The organism is Myroides guanonis, assembly GCF_900114085.1.
Lineage (GTDB): Bacteria > Bacteroidota > Bacteroidia > Flavobacteriales > Flavobacteriaceae > Flavobacterium > Flavobacterium guanonis.
Window position 1 is genome coordinate 56557 of record NZ_FORU01000006.1, and the last position, 17616, is coordinate 74172.

The 17616-nt window shown below is 35.1% G+C and carries 15 protein-coding genes; 12 read left to right on the forward strand and 3 right to left on the reverse strand.

Translation table 11 applies throughout. From position 1 onward, the window contains the following. Positions 1-172 precede the first annotated feature (172 nt). Genes BM024_RS06715 through BM024_RS06730 form a run of 4 tightly spaced genes read left to right on the forward strand, consistent with a single transcriptional unit; the run spans position 173 to position 3925 of the window. Positions 173-1150: a hypothetical protein gene (locus BM024_RS06715; protein ID WP_090678694.1), complete on the forward strand. Its 978-nt coding sequence runs from the start codon at positions 173-175 to the stop codon at positions 1148-1150. After that, positions 1141-2244 carry a DegT/DnrJ/EryC1/StrS family aminotransferase gene (locus tag BM024_RS06720; protein ID WP_317040008.1) on the forward strand — a complete coding sequence of 368 codons (1104 nt, stop codon included), beginning with the start codon at positions 1141-1143 and terminating at the stop codon, positions 2242-2244. The genes BM024_RS06715 and BM024_RS06720 overlap by 10 nt, the downstream gene beginning before the upstream one ends. Beyond that, positions 2222-3517 (forward strand): O-antigen translocase, encoded by a 1296-nt coding sequence (locus tag BM024_RS06725; RefSeq protein ID WP_177190177.1) that lies wholly within the window; start codon positions 2222-2224, stop codon positions 3515-3517. Before BM024_RS06720 ends, BM024_RS06725 begins: the two co-directional genes overlap by 23 nt. Positions 3518-3529: 12 nt before the next feature. Then, entirely contained in the window at positions 3530-3925 is a 396-nt protein-coding gene (locus BM024_RS06730; RefSeq protein WP_090678696.1) for a sugar 3,4-ketoisomerase, read from the forward strand. Positions 3926-3934: 9 nt separating this feature from the next. Here BM024_RS06730 and BM024_RS06735 read toward each other — a convergent pair whose 3' ends face one another. Further along, complete coding sequence (locus BM024_RS06735; protein WP_090678697.1) at positions 3935-4825, reverse strand: glycosyltransferase family 2 protein; 891 nt, start codon at positions 4823-4825, stop codon at positions 3935-3937. A 35-nt stretch (positions 4826-4860) separates the two neighbouring features. Between BM024_RS06735 and BM024_RS06740 the strand changes: the two genes are divergently transcribed. Together BM024_RS06740 and BM024_RS06745 are read left to right on the forward strand one after the other, a co-directional pair. Next, entirely contained in the window at positions 4861-5958 is a 1098-nt protein-coding gene (locus BM024_RS06740) for a glycosyltransferase (RefSeq protein ID WP_090678698.1), read from the forward strand. Continuing rightward, the gene (locus BM024_RS06745) at positions 5955-7022 is read left to right on the forward strand and encodes a glycosyltransferase (protein WP_177190178.1); all 1068 of its coding nucleotides are present in this window, start codon (positions 5955-5957) and stop codon (positions 7020-7022) included. Before BM024_RS06740 ends, BM024_RS06745 begins: the two co-directional genes overlap by 4 nt. Here the strand turns inward: BM024_RS06745 and BM024_RS06750 are convergent. Together BM024_RS06750 and BM024_RS06755 are read right to left on the reverse strand one after the other, a co-directional pair. Beyond that, entirely contained in the window at positions 7019-7897 is an 879-nt protein-coding gene (locus tag BM024_RS06750; protein WP_090678700.1) for a glycosyltransferase family 2 protein, read from the reverse strand. The two genes, BM024_RS06745 and BM024_RS06750, sit on opposite strands and share 4 nt — an antisense overlap. After that, a complete protein-coding gene (locus BM024_RS06755) occupies positions 7897-8580 on the reverse strand; it encodes a cell division ATP-binding protein FtsE (RefSeq protein ID WP_090678701.1) in 684 nt (227 codons plus the stop codon). Before BM024_RS06755 ends, BM024_RS06750 begins: the two co-directional genes overlap by 1 nt. Positions 8581-8700: 120 nt before the next feature. Here BM024_RS06755 and BM024_RS13910 point away from each other — a divergent pair, with 120 nt between their 5' ends. From BM024_RS13910 to mdh, 6 genes are all read left to right on the forward strand, one after another. Beyond that, positions 8701-8856, forward strand: coding sequence for an LrgB family protein (locus BM024_RS13910; RefSeq protein WP_394333272.1), 156 nt, complete (start codon positions 8701-8703; stop codon positions 8854-8856). A gap of 132 nt (positions 8857-8988) precedes the next feature. Further along, positions 8989-12009: a tetratricopeptide repeat protein gene (locus BM024_RS06760; RefSeq protein WP_090678702.1), complete on the forward strand. Its 3021-nt coding sequence runs from the start codon at positions 8989-8991 to the stop codon at positions 12007-12009. Between the two features lie 27 nt (positions 12010-12036). Then, positions 12037-13797 carry a TonB-dependent receptor gene (locus tag BM024_RS06765; protein WP_090678703.1) on the forward strand — a complete coding sequence of 587 codons (1761 nt, stop codon included), beginning with the start codon at positions 12037-12039 and terminating at the stop codon, positions 13795-13797. A 179-nt stretch (positions 13798-13976) separates the two neighbouring features. Further along, on the forward strand, positions 13977-14426 hold the full coding sequence (locus BM024_RS06770; protein ID WP_090678704.1) for a hypothetical protein: 450 nt from the start codon (positions 13977-13979) through the stop codon (positions 14424-14426). A gap of 177 nt (positions 14427-14603) precedes the next feature. Then, positions 14604-16544: a DNA topoisomerase (ATP-hydrolyzing) subunit B gene (gene gyrB, locus BM024_RS06775; protein WP_090678705.1), complete on the forward strand. Its 1941-nt coding sequence runs from the start codon at positions 14604-14606 to the stop codon at positions 16542-16544. A gap of 76 nt (positions 16545-16620) precedes the next feature. Next, positions 16621-17556 carry a malate dehydrogenase gene (gene mdh / locus BM024_RS06780; protein WP_090678706.1) on the forward strand — a complete coding sequence of 312 codons (936 nt, stop codon included), beginning with the start codon at positions 16621-16623 and terminating at the stop codon, positions 17554-17556. Positions 17557-17616 lie beyond the last annotated feature (60 nt).

Here is a 17616-nt window from a genome sequence, read left to right on the forward strand (position 1 = left end):
ATAAAAATATTTAACATAAAAAATGACAATTGTTGTATTTTGAATTTATTTTTGAGGTTTTATTGATTTTAATGAATTTTTACCGCTGAACATAGGGTTTTTATTGACCTTGTTCTTTTTAGTGGCGGTTTGGTGGAAAATGACTATTTTTCACGTTTAATTCAATTTCTTAATGAACATTAGTGTAGTTCCCTATACCTCGAATGATTTTAACCGATGGAATGACTTTATACAGCTTTCTAAAAACGCTACGTTTTTGTTTAGACGAGAGTTTATGGCTTATCATCAAGACAGGTTTGTGGATGCTTCTTTAATGTTGTTTAAGAACAAGAAGCTAGTGGCGGTTCTGCCTGCAAATGTGGTGGGAGATTTAATCGTTTCTCATGGGGGACTCACCTATGGTGGGCTGTTGTGTTTGAAGGAAATTAAGATGAAGGAATACCTAGCTTATTGGGCCGCGATTTTAAAACATCTGAATGGAATTGGAATAGAGAGAATACAGTTGAAAGAGCTGCCGAGAATGTATAACCGATTTTGTTCAGAGGAGTTGGATTATATGGTGTTCTTAACGCAGGGTACTTGTTTTAGAACAGATGTGCTTTCGGTTATTGAACAGAGCAATAAACTGCCAGTTTCAAAAAAGAGAATGGTCTCTATTGAAAAAGGGTTTTCAATGGGGTTCTATGTGGAGGAGGAACAATCTTTCAAAAGCTTTTGGAGAGATGTATTGATACCTAATTTGAAAGAGAAACACGGGGTTTCTCCGGTTCATTCTTTGGAGGAAATAGAAAAATTACACGGGCTGTTTCCAAAGGAAATTAGACAGTTTAACCTTTATAATAATGAAAATATGCTCATTGCGGGAGTTACCGTTTTTGAAACGGATTTAGTTGCTCATGTGCAATATATATCGGGTTTAAAGAGTTGGAATGACATGGGGGCTGTAGATTGGTTGCATCACTATCTCATAGAGGTGGTGTTTAAGGAAAAGCCGTATTTTGATTTTGGAAGTAGCAATGAAGTGGGGGGACGTAAGTTGAACGATGGATTGTTGTTTTGGAAGGAGAGTTTTGGTGCGCGTACGATGGTTCAGAATTTTTATGAAATAGAAACAAAACAATACAAACAATTACAAGAGGTATGGAACTGATTCATTTTTTGGATTTAAAAGCGCTGAATGCACCTTATGAACAGGAGTTCTTAGCAAAAACGCAATCGGTTTTGAACGAGGGTTGGTATATTCTAGGAGAAGAGGTCCTTACATTTGAAACGGACTTTGCTGCTTATTGTGGTGTGTCTCATTGTGTGGGTGTTGGAAATGGATTAGATGCGCTTCAGCTAATTTTTAAGGCGTATATGCAATTGGGAAAATTGCAATTGGGTGATGTGGTTATAGTGCCGGCTAATACCTATATAGCAAGTATATTGGCTTTGATTAATGTAGGGTTAAAACCGCTTTTGGTCGATCCTGATTTGGATACATACAACTTAAAGATTGGAGCTGTTGAGCGTGCTTATCACGGTCAAGTAAAAGCTATTTTAATGGTTCATTTATATGGACAAATTTCGGATGTGAACGAAATTAAGGAGTTTGCAAAAACTCATAATTTATTGTTGATTGAAGATGCCGCTCAGGCTCATGGAGCTAGTTACAAAGGAAAAAAAGCTGGGGCTATTGGTGATGCTGCGGGTTTTAGCTTTTATCCTGGTAAAAACTTAGGTTGCTTAGGTGATGGGGGTGCTATCACTACTCATGACGCTCATTTGGCTGGTGTTTTACGAGCTATGCGCAATTATGGTTCTCATATTCGATATCAAAATATTTATCTGGGTGTGAATTCTAGATTGGATGAAATCCAAGCTGCTTTCTTGAATGTAAAACTTCCACATCTAGATGCGGAAAATGCGAAGAGAAGCAAAATTGCGTATCGATATCTTACAGAGATTGAGAATCACAAAGTGTTGTTGCCGAAAATTGAAGATAGAAAGGCACATAGTTATCACTTATTTGTGGTGCGTGTTGCTGACAGAATGAGGTTTCAAAAATATTTACAGGATAATATGATTGAAACGTCTATTCACTATATCACACCTCCTCATAAGCAAAAAGCCTTAGCGACGTTTAATGATTGGGATTTACCTGTAACAGAATTAATACATCAAGAGGTGTTGAGTCTTCCTTTAAATTCTTCTCTAACTGAGGAACAGCAGCGTTATATTATTGAAGTGGTTAATTCTTATTAGTTTGCTTTCATTTAAAAATATAGTTAAGAGTACACTTTTTAAAGTGGGGATGTTGAATAATATATCCTTGCTCATTCGCCTTTTTACCGGTGTGATAAGCGCAAAGATGATTGCTGTTTTTGTAGGGCCAGCGGGTATGGCTTTTCTCGGAAATTTTAGAAATTTTTCTGCTTCTCTAGAGGCGATAACAACTATGGGGTTTAACCAAGGGGTTGTAAAATACGTAGCAGAAAATAAGAATGACCAACAGAAGTTGGCTAAGGCTACTTCAACCATTTTTATTTTTATGCTGGGAGTGGTTCTCCTAGTGGCTATAGCGCTATTGATTTTTAGATCGTATTTGAATCGTTACGTCTTTGGTGGTGGTTTCTCGTTTGAATTTCTTTTTGTTGTTCTTGCTTTTGCCTTTCCTCTGCAAGTATTGAATGGTTTTTTCTTAGCGGTCATAAATGGTTTGGAGCGCTATAGAACGGTGATTCAAGTCAATATTATTGGTAATGTATTGGGTTTTTTACTAACAATTGTCTGTTTGTATTTTTGGCAGCTTAACGGGGCATTATTAGCTTTGATTATTGCGCCTGCTTTAACGGGAATTTGTTCTTATGGTTGGGTAAGAAGGGATTTGGTAGTCGAGTTGCAGTATTGGGATTCCTCTTTTCTGAAATCGTTGTTTTCTTATTCCGCTATGGCTGTGTTTTCTGCTGTATTGTCTCCTCTTACATTCTTTTATATTCGAACTCATTTAATGAAGACACAAGGGGTATTAGAAGCGGGGTATTGGGAAGCATTGTTGCGCATATCTGGTTTTTATATGCTTTTTGTAATCACTTTTGTGTCGGTCTATTTTTTGCCTAAACTTTCTATTGCAGATTCTAGCAAATCGATTCGAAAGTTGATTGTGGAATATCTCACAAGGGTCTTGCCTTTATTTGCATTGGGATTAGTGTTGTTCTACTTTCTTAGATCGTGGCTTATTGAGCTGTTGCTTGATAGGAGTTTTTTACCTTTAATTGATATGATTCAATGGCAGCTAATAGGTGATTTTTTAAAGGCATTTTCTATGATTTATGGCATTTTATTTTATGCCAAAAAGTTAGTGATTCCCTTTATGATAACGGAGGCTTTATCGTATGTTGTGTTTTATGTGAGTAGCTTGTTCTTAACCGAGAGCTACGGTGTTGTTGGTGTTCCAATGGCGCACTGTATTACCTATTTGCTCTATTCTGCAACGCTACTGCTATATTTTACTGTATATTTGAAAAAAATGAATTAGAGGTTTACGAGTATGAATTGCAAGTTGATTGAGCTTCCAAAAATTGAAGACCCAAGAGGGAATTTATCTGTGATTGAAGGGGATGTTCTTCCTTTTTCTATGAAAAGGGTTTATTATTTGTATGATGTCCCTTCTGGAGCAGAGCGTGGCGGACATGCTCATATTGCTCAAGAAGCTTTTTTAATTGCGCTTTCGGGTAGTTTTGATGTGGTTTTACATGATGGGAGAGAGGAACAAACGATTTTACTTAATAAACCCAATGTCGGTTTGTTAATCAATCCTGGCACTTGGCGAGAATTGAAAAATTTTTCTTCGGGGGCTATTTGTTTAGTAGTGTCTCCAGCAGTGTTTGAGGAAGCTGATTATATTCGAGAGTTTGATTTGTTCTTGGAGCGATACGGTGTCTAATCTTTTCTTTTAGAACTTTCTGCTTTGCAGTTTTATTTTAAACCAAGCGTGTTTGGCAAAGTGAACATAATCTTTTCTCTTTAGCGTTTGTGTTAGTTCGTAATGAACGCGTTTTAGCAAAGCCTGGTCTTCTTCTTTGTTTTGGTTGAGCTGAAAGGCTTTTTGAAATATTTTAAATGTAGAGGCAGTCATTTTTATCGAAAATTGCTTTCGCTTTGAAAAACTACTTCCCAATGAGTTTGATAGTATGCGTTTTTTTACCCATATTTTATCTTCATAATAGACTTTATAGTTTCTTGAAGCTCGTATCCAATAGTCTAAATCTTCATATGCCAAGCTTTCGTCATAACCTTGGAGATTTTCAAATATTTTTTTGTTAATCATAGCGCTGACAGAACACATACAGACCCCACCTTTTAATAGACGTTTATAGATATCTCCAAAAGGAGGTGACACAATGGTTTGGTTATTTTCATTTACTGGAAAATAGTGAGATACAAAAACTCCTTTCTCATCTATGTTTTGAGCATTTCCATAAACGATAGCGGTTTGTTCTAGGTCGTGTTTTGAAAAAGAGTGCAGTTGTTCCGTTATAGCGTTCGGGAGTAATAAGTCGTCACAAGAAAGGTCTATTAAAAAGCTTCCTTTTGAATGTGAAACGGCTTTGTTAAAGCTTTTGGTATTCCCCAAATTCTCAGTGTTCTTAATAAATAATACTTCTGGGTTTTTTATTAACCATTGTTCAATTACTTTTACGGAGTTGTCAGTACTAAAGTCGTCAACGATAATTAATTCTGTATTTTTATACGTTTGTGAACATACGGATTGAAGAGTTTCAATAACGAATGCTTCGTGATTGTAACAAATACAAATAACGGTTACTAAAGGTTGGGAGACCATGAAAACTGAGTTTAATCAAATGTAGATAAAACTATATGAAACTGCAAAACAAATATAGAGTAGCATTGGTAGGCTATCGCTTAGGAATAGGTGGTGCGGAACGCGTTATGGCTAATCTCTCTGTTTTTTTTGACTCTATTGGAATAGAAGTGCATATAGTAACTGTGGTAGATGAGTTTGGATATGAATTTAAAGGAGAGGTGTTTTCTACTTCATCTCTAAAAAATGGAAATGAAGGGATTAGAGGTAGAGTCAACCGCTTTGTTGGTTTGTATCGATTTTTTAGAAAGCAGCGTTTTGATTATATCATCGATTTTAGGTTTCGTTTAAAAAGGTTGGAAGAGTTTTTTATTGCTAAGTTTCTTTATAATGCTCCAAGTATTTTTACAATTCACAGCTCAAAAATGGAGGTGTATCTCCCCAAAAACAAGCATTTGGCTAGATGGATGTATGGAAGAGTTTATGGACTAGTTGCTATTTCAACAGAAAGCGAAAAGGAAGTGATTGAGAGATATGGCTTTTCCAATGTGACTGTGATTCCAAACCCTATACGCTTTGATTTAATTGAGGAGCTAAAGGATGAGAAAGTAGATTTGTCTTTTGAATATGTTTTAGGAGTTGGTCAGTTTGAAAATAATGTGAAACAGTTTGACCATTTGATACGAGCGTATGCTTCGTCAAGATTAAAAACACAAGAAATTCATCTCGTAATTTGTGGTGACGGTGTGTTGTTGGATTCATTGAAAGCTTTGAGTGTTTCTTTAAATATTGATGATTTTGTACATTTTGTAGGTTTTCAGAGTAATCCGTTCAAATATATGAGAGCAGCGCGCTTTCTTGTGTTGTCTAGCGCTTTTGAGGGGTTTTCAATGGTGCTCGTGGAGTCTTTGGCTTGTGGTACTCCAGTTGTTTCTTACGATTGCAAAAATGGACCTAATGAGATTATAGTTTCTAGAAATAACGGGCTTCTGGTTGAAAACCAAAACGAAACCAAATTGTGTGAGGCGATGAATGAAATGGTGGAGGATTTGGTGTTGTATGAAAATTGCAAGCAAAATGCTCGAAAATCTGTTGCTCGTTTTTCTTTAGAGAGAATTGGTGAACAATGGATTTCTTTAATGAATATGAAATGAAACTAGTTTATATAGCTTCTCGAATTACTGCTTCTGGCGGAGTCTCTAGGATTTTGTCTCAAAAGCTCAGTGCTCTTGTTGAAGAAAATGGCTATGAGGTTATTGTAGTTAGTACTAATGATGAAAAGCATAATCCATTTTATGAGTTTCATCCGAAGATTCGCTTTCATTATATTGGAGGTTCTTTTAAAAGTGTCACAGATGTTTTACGTCTATATTCGATTTTGAGAGGGATTGTTGATCACGAAAGACCTAACTGGGTGATGGTCACTGATAATGGCTTTAAGGCATATTTCACTCCTTGGTTTTTAAAAAAGCATAAGGTGGTTTTCGAAATTCACGGTTCTAAGCGCTTTTTGTTTTCATCGGATTACAAAAGTTTGAAAAATAGAACGATGCTAGCTATAGTTAATTTCTTGGCGAAACGATTTCATAGTATTGTTTTGTTGAATAAAGCTATGTGCGTTGAATGGAAACATAAAAATATAAAGGTTATTCCCAATTATGTAGAGCGCTCGAAGAATGTAACTTCTATTCCACATTCGAAAAGAATTATAGCTATTGGTAGAGTGGTTGCTGAGAAAGGTTATGTTCGTATGATGGATATTTTTAGAAAAATTCATGAAAAACATCCTGAATGGAGTTTACATGTTTTCGGAGATTTAAAGGATGATGCTTTTTGCAATTCGCTGCTAGTCGGAGAAAATGATTGTGTGTTTTTTCATGGTGAAAGCACGTCTGTATTCTCTGAAATTGAAAGAGCAGATTTTTTAATCCACACTTCTTTCCATGAGGGTTTTTCTTTAGTTATAGCAGAAGCATTGTCTTTGGGGAGACCCGTTGTTGCTTTTGATGTTCCTTTTGTTATCAATAGTCTTGTTAAAAATCAAGAAACTGGTTTTTTGATAGAGGATGGTGATTTGAATGAATTTGAAAAACGAATGTTGGACTTGATTGAACAACCAGAATTATTAGTTGAAATGGGGGCAAAGGCATCTAACTCTCTAAAAATTTTGGAAAAAACGGTGGTATTGAAACAGTGGAAGTCTTTTTTTGAATCTTAAAGAGATTCTTTTTCTTCTAAATGTAATTTGCAATAGTATCCCAATCTATACAAATCAAAAACAAACATATTGGGTTTCTTGGAACACAAGTTTGCTAAAAAAAGAGGTGTCAGTTTTTGTGTTGTTTTGTAGAATAAATAATGCAGTTTAAAAGCTTTTAGTTTTTGATATTTTGCTTCAAAAGGTGTTTCTAGACTGTTTCGATATAGATAGCGCAGTTCTACAGCTTCTAGAGATTTGTTTAAAAATACGTCATTGCTTTCCAGTCCCAAATGATCTATTGTATTGTTAATGTGAATAACTTCAATTTGATTTTCGTATAGGGCTTTTGAAAAAAGAAGATCCATACCGTAAAGGTTTTCTTTTGGGAGGGATAATTGAATATAAGTTTGTTTGGAGATTAAAAAATTCCCTGAAAATACATATTTATAAGGCGTAACATTTCGAGTTTTTGCAGAAATGCTTTCTCGTTGCTTTCCAAAGGTCCAACGAAAGCTTTGAGATGGATGAAAATCATCTCGGTAGTTATAGCCTCCAACAATGATTTGTTTGTGATTTGGAAAAATGTTTAAATAGGTAGCGATAAAATTAGCCTGAGTAGGCATTACATCTGCATCTAAGTAAAGGAGTGTTTCATAAGTAGCTTTATTCGCTAAAAAATCCCTAGTGAATGTACGTCCTTTATTGTTTTCGTGTTGAAAAAAGTGACAGTTACTCAGTTGTTGTATGCGATTGTTTTCTGTTCTGTAGAGAGTCGAAGCATCGTCGCATACACATATTTCAAAAGCGATATTTAAGTTGGTTGCTTCGCTGTGTAGGGTTTTGACCAACTCGTAGATTGAGGTGTTGTAATTAGGTATTAAGATAGAGATCATTAGAGTGATCTTTGCACTACCTCAAAAACACTTCCGTCTTCACATTTTAAAGTTTTAGCAGGATATTTTAATAGTAAGGCGTAATCGTGTGTTACCATTATTATAGTTCTTCCATTTCCATTTATTTTGAAAAGAACCTCCATAACTTCAGCGCTTGTTTGTGGGTCTAGGTTACCAGTTGGTTCGTCGGCTAAAATTAAATCTGGATCGTTCAGCAAGGCTCTTGCAATTGCAACTCGCTGTTGTTCTCCTCCTGATAGTTGGTGTGGCATTTTGTTAGCATGCGGAAGCATTCCTACTCGATCTAGGACTTCTTCGATTTTTCTTTGAATGCCTTCTTTTTCTGTCCACCCCGTTGCCTTTAATACAAATTGTAAGTTTTCGAAAATGGTTCTGTCTGGTAGTAATTTAAAATCTTGAAAAACCACTCCTAATGACCTTCTCAAAAAAGGAATGTCTTTTTCCTTGAGCTTTCTTAAGTCATAATCAACGATGGTTCCCTGACCTTCATGAAGTGGTAAGTCAGCATAAAGAGTTTTCATTAAGCTACTTTTTCCAGAGCCTGTTTTACCAATCAAATAGATAAACTCACCTTTTTGCACTTCCAAATTTACATTGGATAATACTTTGTGTTCGTTTTGATAAATTCCAACTCCTTGTAAGGATAGTACCGTTTTAGACATGCTTATGTAATTTGTTGTAAAAGTAGCAAGTTATATTTTTTAATTGACTTTTTTATTAAATTTTTTGAACTTCGATAGTCTTGACTTTTTATAATAAATTTTATTAAACAAGCAACTACCATTACTAGAACTTCTTCTCATGCTTTAGAAGCTATAAAAGCAATGACTTTAAGCCAAACTTATTGGACTTTTTCTAGTGTTGGCATGATTTTTTCTAGTGTTTTAACAGCAGTGCTTGCACTCTTAATTTTAGAGTGGTTGAGGCATTGGTTTTAATGGTTTTTTTAATGAAATCTTGAGTATTTATGTTTTGAACAAAAAGTTATAGGAGTTCATAATATATTACTAAAAGCCGACGTTAAAAGTTTAATTAATGATATATTTGAGTTTTAATAAACACGGAGAATAATGCGAAAAATCAATAGATTACTTTATCTATCTTTATCTTTAGGTGGTCTTACAGCTGCTGCACAGCAAACTGCTGTTTATACGAATGAACTTTCCGATTTTAACCACGCTGTCGCTCTCTATAACGAAGAACAATATTTGGCTGCTCAGATTTTATTTAATAAAGTCAAGTCGAGTTCTGTTCACGCTAATAGTGAGGTAGAGGCTGATTGTGCATATTATATTGCAAATTGCGCTATTCGTTTAGATCAGCCTAGAGCGGAGGATGTAATTGATGAATTTGTAAAAAACTACCCAACTAGCTCAAAGCAAAATCAAGCTTATGTTGAGGTAACAAAATATTATTTCGATAAGGGTGATTATTCAAAAGCTCTTCGATATTCTGAAAAAGTAAGGGAACATGCTATTTCTAATGAAAAAGTTTTGAACCGCTTTTACTTTCAAAAGGGGTATGCCTATTTCGCTAATAAAAATAAAAATGGTGCACAAAAATACTTAGAAAAAGTAGAACGCTCTTCTGATTATGGGGAACAGGCTATTTATTATTTAGGTTATATTGCTTATGACTCTGATCGTTTTGATGAGGCAAAGAAACTTTTTGGTGAAGTGGTTAGCAAGGAAAAATATCAACAGAAGATGGGCTATTTCCAATCGGATATGAGTTTTAAATCGGGGAATTTTGAAAAGGCTATAGAGCAAGGGGTGGCTCAAATGCAGAAATCTACTCCTGAAGAAAAGTCTGAACTTTCAAAGATTGTTGGTGAGAGTTATTTTAATTTAAAAGAATACGATAAGGCTTTACCTTATTTATTGGACTATAAAGGTAAGAATGAGAAGTGGAGTAACACTGATTTTTATCAATTGGGATATGCTCACTATAAATTGAAGCAATATGATAAAGCTATTGAGCAGTTCAATAAAATAATTGGAGGTAAGGATGCTATCGCTCAAAATGCGTATTACCATTTGGGCGAAAGCTACTTGAATTCATCGAAGAAAACCGAAGCTCTCAATGCATTTAAAAATGCTTCTGAAATGAGCTATGATTTGAAAATTCAAGAAGATGCTTATTTGAATTATGGAAAGTTGAGTTATGAAATTGGAAATCCTTATCAAAGTACACCATCGGTTTTAGCTGGTTTTTTAGCTAAATATCCAGCAACTCCTTACAAGACGGAAATGGAGTCTTTGTTAATTGATTCTTATATTACTTCTAGAAACTTTAAAGAGGCTTTAGAGCTTTTGGAGAAAGATAAAGAGATCAAACACAAAGAGGCTTATCAGAAAGTTACTTTCTACAGAGGGGTAGAGCTTTTTGGAGAAGGTAAGTTCCAGGACGCTTTGGCGTTGTTGAACAAGTCTATTGCTGAGAAACAGAATCTGACTTTTACTAATAGAGCGCATTATTGGAAAGGGGAAACGCAGTATGCTTTAAACAAGTTTTCTGATGCGGTTACTTCTTACAGTACGTTCTTAAAAGACCCTGCTTCTAAAGAAACAGCTGAATATAAAAATGTTGATTACAATATAGCATATGCTTATTTTAAGCAGAAGGACTACGCTAATGCGGTTACTTATTTTCAAAGATATTCTAACACAAAAGGAGATTCAGCTCGTTTGCAAGATGCTTATGTGCGTTTAGGTGATTGTAATTTTGTTTTAGGGAAATATTGGCCTGCAATGGAGGCATATAATAAAGTAATTGATTCCAAAGGTCCAGAGATGGAATATGCGAGTTTTCAAAAAGCGCTTTCGTATGGGTTTGTAGATCGTTTGGATAAGAAAATAGAAGACTTGACTCAGTTTGTGAAAAAATACCCTAAATCTAATTTAGTAGATGATGCTCAATATGAGCTAGGGGTTTCTTATGTCGCTGCTGGTCAAACAACGAAAGCTATACAGGCTTTTGATCAATTGATGAAAGATTACCCAAATAGTGCATTCAAATCAAGAGCTATTTTAAGACAAGGGCTTATCTATTACAACAGCAATCAAAATGAACAAGCTTTGAGTAAGTTTAAAGCTGTGGCAGCTGCGCATCCAAATACGCCAGAGGCGGTGGAAGCAGTTGCGAATGCACGTTTGATTTATATGGATAGTGGTCGTGTTGAGGAATATGGGGAATGGGTAAAAGGTCTAGATTTTGTTGAGGTAACAAATGCAGACTTGGATAACGATACTTTCGAATCCGCTGAAAAACAATATGTTCAAAATAATGTGGCAGCTGCTAAAACAGGATTGAGTAATTATATAGATAATTTTCCTAATGGATTACATGCTGTAAAAGCTAATTTTTATTTGGCACAGTTGTATATGTCTTCTAATGAAACAGCTAAGGCAGTTCCTTATTTTGATTTTGTTATTTCTAAACCCAAGAGTGAGTTTACAGAACAGGCTCTTACGCGTTTAGGCGAAGTTTATTTGACTCAGAAGTCTTATGATAAGGCTATTGCAGTTTTAGAGCGCTTAGAGTTAGAAGCAAATCAAGAACAAAATGTGGTTTTTGCTCAATCTAATTTGATGAAAGTGTTTTATGAACAAGGTGATAAAAACAAGGCTTTGTTCTATGCAGAAAAAGTATTGAAATCTTCAAGAATTGATAATCGTGTCAAAAGTGATGCGCAGCTAATTGTTGCTCGAATTGCTATTCAAAATAACGATGATGCGAAAGCTAAGGCTGCTTATTTAGAATTAGCAAAAGTTGCTAAAGGGGAAGTGGCTGCGGAAGCAATGTATTACGACGCATATTTTAAAAATAAAGCGGGACAATACGAAGCATCTAATACTGCGGTTCAGAAATTGGCAAAAGATTATTCTAGTTATAAGTTATACGGGGCTAAAGGATTGATTTTGATGGCTAAAAACTTTTATAAATTGAAAGATAGCTATCAGGCTACTTATATTTTAGAAAGTGTAACTCAGAATTTTGGTGATTATCCAGAAGTTGTTTCGGAAGCTAAGAAAGAATTAGATAAAATTAAGCAAGAGGAGTCTAAACGAAATTCTTCAATTTCTAATTAATAGCGTTAAAATTTTAATACGTAAACGATGAATAAAAAACATATATACGCTTTATGCTTGTCAACTTTGTTTGTTTCAACAGGAGTTTTCGGGCAGGAGAAAGATAAAAAAGAAAAGAAAGAGGAGAATATTGGGACTGAAGTAGTAAATGTGGTTCGAGCTTATGATGCTACGATTTCAGATGCTTTTAAGGTACGGGAAACTCCTAGCTTTGATAATGAGGCAGGCGTTCAGAAAAAACCAGTTAAATACACTATTAATTCTTTTCCTGTGGCTTCGACCTTCGTTCCTGAAAAAGGAGAGGCGGCGGCCGTTGAAAAAGATGCTCGCCTAAAAGCTTTTGACAATTATTTATTGTTTGGAGCGGGGAGATATGTAAATCTACAAGGTGAGTTGTTTTTGTCTGGAAAAGTGAATGAAACAGATCAAATTGCTGGATTTGCAAGACACTTCTCTTCGCAAGGTGGTGTTAAAGGGGTTGCTCTTGATGATGCATTTTCGAAATCTAGTGCAGAGGTATCTTACAGAAGTCAGAAAGAAACATGGAATTGGAATTTAGATGTTGGTGGTAAGCATCAGATATCTAATTGGTATGGACTACCTAATGAGGAGTTTACTTTTCAAAATGCGCAATTGGACAATCTTGATGAACAACAGATTTATAAAACGGTTTATGTTGGAGGAAAAGCTGAGTTTAGCAATGCTCCTTTAACTGGTGTGGAATTTCAATACAAACGTTTTTGGGATTCTTATGATAGTAAAGAAAATCGATTTTTCATTAAACCGAATATTAGAACTGCAATTGGTTCTAGCGATTTGAATGTGGGAGTGATTGTGGATTATGTTGGAACTGATTATGAGAATTTCTTAATGAACACTTCAACTTCTTACAGTCATTTGAACTTAGGTTTAGAACCTAGTATTACATTTCAAGATGAAGATTATAGTTTTAAAGCAGGAGTAGGACTGTATTTTAATAACGGTAAAGTTGCTGGGGAAACAGATAACTCCTTTTATATTTATCCACAGGTAAAAGCTTCTTTTAAGTTAGTTCACGATATCTTAGTTACCTATATGGGAGCTGAAGGTGGTTTAAAGCAAAATTCGTATGCTGATTTTGTGGATCTTAATCCGTTTGTTTCACCAGATTTAATGATTACTCCTACTAGTGAACAATATGATTTATATGTTGGATTAAAAGGAAAGCTTGATAACTCTATTTCATACAATATTAAAGGGTCTATGAAGTCTGAGGATGATAAGGCGTTTTTTAGAAGTAATATAATTAATGGGCAAAGCCCTAGTAATGCCTATGAGTTAGGAAACTCTTTTGGGGTTCTTTATGGAAACTTAAAGACTTATAGTGTTTTTGGGGAATTAAAATTTGATTTCGAAGAGAATGTTAGTATAGGGTTGTTTGGAGAATTTAATCATTACGAGACAGATTTGTCAGAGGCTTGGAATATGCCAAAATCTCGTTTCGGTGCGGATATTCATATCGATTTTTCAGATAGTTGGTTTGCAGGTACAGAGATTTATTACATAGGTGAACGTAAAGATGTTTTTAGGAATTATGATACTGGAACTTCGATGTTATTAACAGAAGAAGTTCGCAATTTGGACGGATTTGCTGACTTGAATGTTAAAGTTGGTTATAGGCCAACGGCGAATTGGACCTTATTTTTAGAGGGTAATAATTTGTTAAATAAGAACTATGAACAATGGAAAGGATTTAAGAGTCAGGGAATTCAGGTAATGGGTGGAGCTCTTTATAAGTTCGATTTCTAAGATAAGAGTAGCAAAATATTTGAATTAAAGAGCGTTTTTAGACGCTCTTTTTTTTTGTTTGTTAAAAAAGCTTTTTAAAATGAAATAATTCTTATAGTTTTGCTAAAGCTGACTAACAGATAGTATCAAAAAATCAAATGATAGCCAATCTTTATGAGATAAGTTTATAAGATAAAAGTATGAGTATAAAAGAAAAGCTTCTTGAGGTACATTATGAAATGCTTGATGGCAAGATTGATGTTTTTCAAGACATGATCCGTACGATGACGGAAGATGCACAAAATGACGCAAAATCATCAGCGGGTGATAAGCATGAGACAACGCTCTCTAAAATGCATATCGAACAAGAGAATCTTAGTAATAAAATCAGGGAGGCAATCTCGGCTAAAGAAATATTAAAGAGAATTGACCCTAAGAAAAAATCGGAGGTTGTTGGTTTTGGTAGTCTTATTAGGATAAATGCTATTTATTTATTTGTTTCTACAGCTCTACCCAAGGTTTTTATAGATGATTATTCTGTATTAGCAATTTCAGAGGATGCTCCTTTGATTAAGATGTTATGGGGAAAGAAGATATTTGATGAGGTTACCTATAATGGTTCTGTCTTTAGAATTAATGAACTTGAGTAATTCTGATAATTATTCTTGTACTATTTATTATACGCTTTCTACTAGCGGACTCATTAACTGATTTATGTTTTGATTCTGCTTAAAAATCCTTTTTAAGTTAAAATCCGACACTTGTTCTTGTTGATTAAGTGCTCTAAAATGCTTATATTTGCTCGTTAGACATATAAGAAAATAAATATGAGCCAAGAAACAAATAAGAATAGTTATTCCGCGGATAGCATTCAGGCCCTCGAAGGAATGGAGCACGTAAGAATGCGACCTTCCATGTATATTGGAGATGTCGGTGTTCGTGGATTACATCACCTAGTGTATGAAGTTGTCGATAACTCTATCGATGAGGCGTTAGCTGGTCATTGTGATACTATTAGTGTTATTATTAATGAAAACAATTCTGTTACTGTTGAAGATAATGGTCGTGGTATTCCTGTAGATATTCATAAGAAAGAGGGAGTTTCTGCGTTGGAAGTTGTAATGACTAAAATTGGAGCTGGTGGTAAGTTTGATAAAGATTCTTATAAGGTTTCTGGAGGTTTACATGGTGTTGGGGTATCTTGTGTGAATGCTTTGTCTGAACTTTTGGTAGCTACTGTTTATCGTAATGGAAATGTTTACGAACAGGAGTATTCTAAAGGTAAAGCTTTATATCCAGTGAAAGTAGTTGGAGAAACTGACAAGACTGGTACTGCCGTTACTTTTACTCCCGATGCTACAATATTTACGCAAACTCAAGAATTTTCCTATGAAGTTTTAGCGAATCGTTTAAGAGAGCTTGCTTTCTTGAACAAAGGACTTGTCATTAATCTTACTGATAAAAGACACGTTGATGACAAGGGTGAATATCTTTATGATAGATTTCATTCAGAAGAAGGATTAAAAGAATTTATCAAGTTTTTAGATGGTAATCGTACGCCAATTATTGGAGATGTTATCAGTATGGAAACTGATAAAGGAGAAGTTCCTGTAGAGGTTGCTTTGATTTATAATGATACTTATTCTGAAAATATATACTCTTATGTGAATAATATTAATACACATGAGGGTGGAACGCATTTACAAGGTTTCCGTAGTGGTTTAACTCGTACTTTGAAAAAGTATGCGGATGCTTCTGGGTTATTAGAGAAATTGAAGTTTGAGATTTCTGGGGATGACTTTAGAGAAGGATTAACCGCTATTATTTCTGTGAAAGTTATGGAACCTCAGTTTGAGGGACAAACCAAAACGAAATTGGGTAATAGAGAGGTTGTTTCTCCTGTGAGCCAGGCTGTTTCTGAGATGTTGGAAAACTACTTAGAAGAAAATCCAAATGATGCTAAGATTATAGTTCAAAAGGTGATTTTAGCTGCACAAGCTCGTCACGCTGCTAAAAAAGCACGTGAGATGGTTCAGAGAAAAACCGTTATGACAGGTGGTGGGTTGCCTGGAAAACTGTCAGATTGTTCAGAACAAGATCCTACAAAATGTGAAGTGTTCCTTGTAGAGGGAGACTCTGCGGGGGGGACTGCTAAACAAGGTCGTGATCGTCAATTCCAAGCTATTTTGCCATTACGTGGTAAGATTTTGAATGTTGAGAAAGCGATGAATCACAAAGTTTTTGAAAGTGAAGAGATTAAAAATATATTTACTGCTTTAGGGGTTACCATTGGTACTGAAGAAGATAGTAAAGCTTTGAATCTTTCTAAACTGAGATACCATAAAGTAGTGATTATGTGTGATGCTGACGTCGATGGTAGTCACATTGCTACACTTATCTTAACGTTTTTCTTTAGATATATGAGAGGTTTGATCGAAGGTGGTCACGTTTATATAGCAACACCTCCTTTGTATTTGGTGAAAAAAGGACAGCGTAAAGAATATGCTTGGTCAGAAGAAGAGCGTACAGAAATATCTGATAAAATGGGTTCTGGTTTTGCTATTCAACGTTATAAAGGTCTTGGAGAGATGAATGCAGAGCAGTTGTGGGAAACCACAATGAATCCTGAACATAGAATTCTTAGACAGATAACCATTGATAGTCTTGTAGAGGCAGATCGTGTTTTCTCTATGTTGATGGGGGATGAAGTTCCGCCAAGACGTGAGTTTATAGAGAAGAATGCGGTTTATGCAAAAATTGATGCGTAATATTTGATAAATAGAGAGGAGAACCTAATTAGTTCTCCTCTTTTTTTTATATATTTAGCTTTAAAATTGATAAAATATGAAAGTTACAATTATAGGAGCTGGTAATGTTGGTGCATCATGTGCTGATGCAATTTCTTACAGACAAATAGCTAATGAAATTGTTTTGTTAGATATAAAGGAGGGGTTTGCAGAGGGTAAAGCAATGGATATGATGCAATGTGCAACTCATACAGGTTTTAATTCTGTTATTAAAGGTGTAACGAATGATTATTCTCAAACTGCTAATAGTGATGTTGTGGTCGTAACATCAGGGATTCCTAGAAAACCTGGTATGACTCGTGAAGAGTTGATTGATGTAAATGCTAAGGTAGTACAGAGTGTAATGGAGCAGGCTTTAGATCATTCTCCAGAGGCTGTATTTGTATTGGTTACAAATCCTTTGGATTCGATGGCTTATTGGGCTTTAAAGCTGACAGGTTTACCTAAAAATAGAATTATAGGAATGGGAGGTGCGTTGGATAGTGCTCGTTTTAGATATTTCTTGGCTCAAAAATTGCAAAAACCTATTAATGATATTGAAGGTATGGTTATTGGTGGACATGGAGATACTACGATGATTCCATTAATTCGTTTTGCTACTTATGGGGGAATTCCAGTTGAGAAGTTCTTGAGTAAAGAAGAGCAGGATGAGGTAGTTGCTGCTACTATGGTAGGAGGAGCTACTTTAACGAAGCTTTTGGGTACTTCTGCTTGGTATGCTCCTGGTGCTTCAGTTGCTGCTGTAGTGGATAGTATTTTAAATGATAGAAAACGCATTATTACTTGTTCTGTTTTGGTTGAAGGGGAGTACGGAGCAAATGATTTGTTTATTGGTGTGCCGTGTGTTTTGGGGAAAAATGGATTAGAAGAAATTATAGATTTGAAGTTAAATAATATTGAGAATGAAAAGTTTCAGAAAAGTGTAGCTGCTGTTCATGAAATGAATCAAGGTTTAAGAAAGTTTTTAGATTAATTTTAGATATTTCTATACATGAAAGAACGCCTTTTTTAGGTGTTTTTTTTTTATATTCTA

What these genes read in the sequence shown, in the direction of transcription:
- BM024_RS06715 (WP_090678694.1), top strand. Translation starts at nt 173, where the DNA reads ATGAACATTAGTGTAGTTCCCTATACCTCGAATGATTTTAACCGATGG.
- BM024_RS06720 (WP_317040008.1), top strand. Translation starts at nt 1,141, where the DNA reads ATGGAACTGATTCATTTTTTGGATTTAAAAGCGCTGAATGCACCTTAT.
- BM024_RS06730 (WP_090678696.1), top strand. Translation starts at nt 3,530, where the DNA reads ATGAATTGCAAGTTGATTGAGCTTCCAAAAATTGAAGACCCAAGAGGG.
- BM024_RS06735 (WP_090678697.1), bottom strand. Translation starts at nt 4,825, where the DNA reads ATGGTCTCCCAACCTTTAGTAACCGTTATTTGTATTTGTTACAATCAC.
- BM024_RS06740 (WP_090678698.1), top strand. Translation starts at nt 4,861, where the DNA reads ATGAAACTGCAAAACAAATATAGAGTAGCATTGGTAGGCTATCGCTTA.
- BM024_RS06745 (WP_177190178.1), top strand. Translation starts at nt 5,955, where the DNA reads ATGAAACTAGTTTATATAGCTTCTCGAATTACTGCTTCTGGCGGAGTC.
- BM024_RS06750 (WP_090678700.1), bottom strand. Translation starts at nt 7,897, where the DNA reads ATGATCTCTATCTTAATACCTAATTACAACACCTCAATCTACGAGTTG.
- BM024_RS06755 (WP_090678701.1), bottom strand. Translation starts at nt 8,580, where the DNA reads ATGTCTAAAACGGTACTATCCTTACAAGGAGTTGGAATTTATCAAAAC.
- BM024_RS06760 (WP_090678702.1), top strand. Translation starts at nt 8,989, where the DNA reads ATGCGAAAAATCAATAGATTACTTTATCTATCTTTATCTTTAGGTGGT.
- BM024_RS06765 (WP_090678703.1), top strand. Translation starts at nt 12,037, where the DNA reads ATGAATAAAAAACATATATACGCTTTATGCTTGTCAACTTTGTTTGTT.
- BM024_RS06770 (WP_090678704.1), top strand. Translation starts at nt 13,977, where the DNA reads ATGAGTATAAAAGAAAAGCTTCTTGAGGTACATTATGAAATGCTTGAT.
- gyrB (WP_090678705.1), top strand. Translation starts at nt 14,604, where the DNA reads ATGAGCCAAGAAACAAATAAGAATAGTTATTCCGCGGATAGCATTCAG.
- mdh (WP_090678706.1), top strand. Translation starts at nt 16,621, where the DNA reads ATGAAAGTTACAATTATAGGAGCTGGTAATGTTGGTGCATCATGTGCT.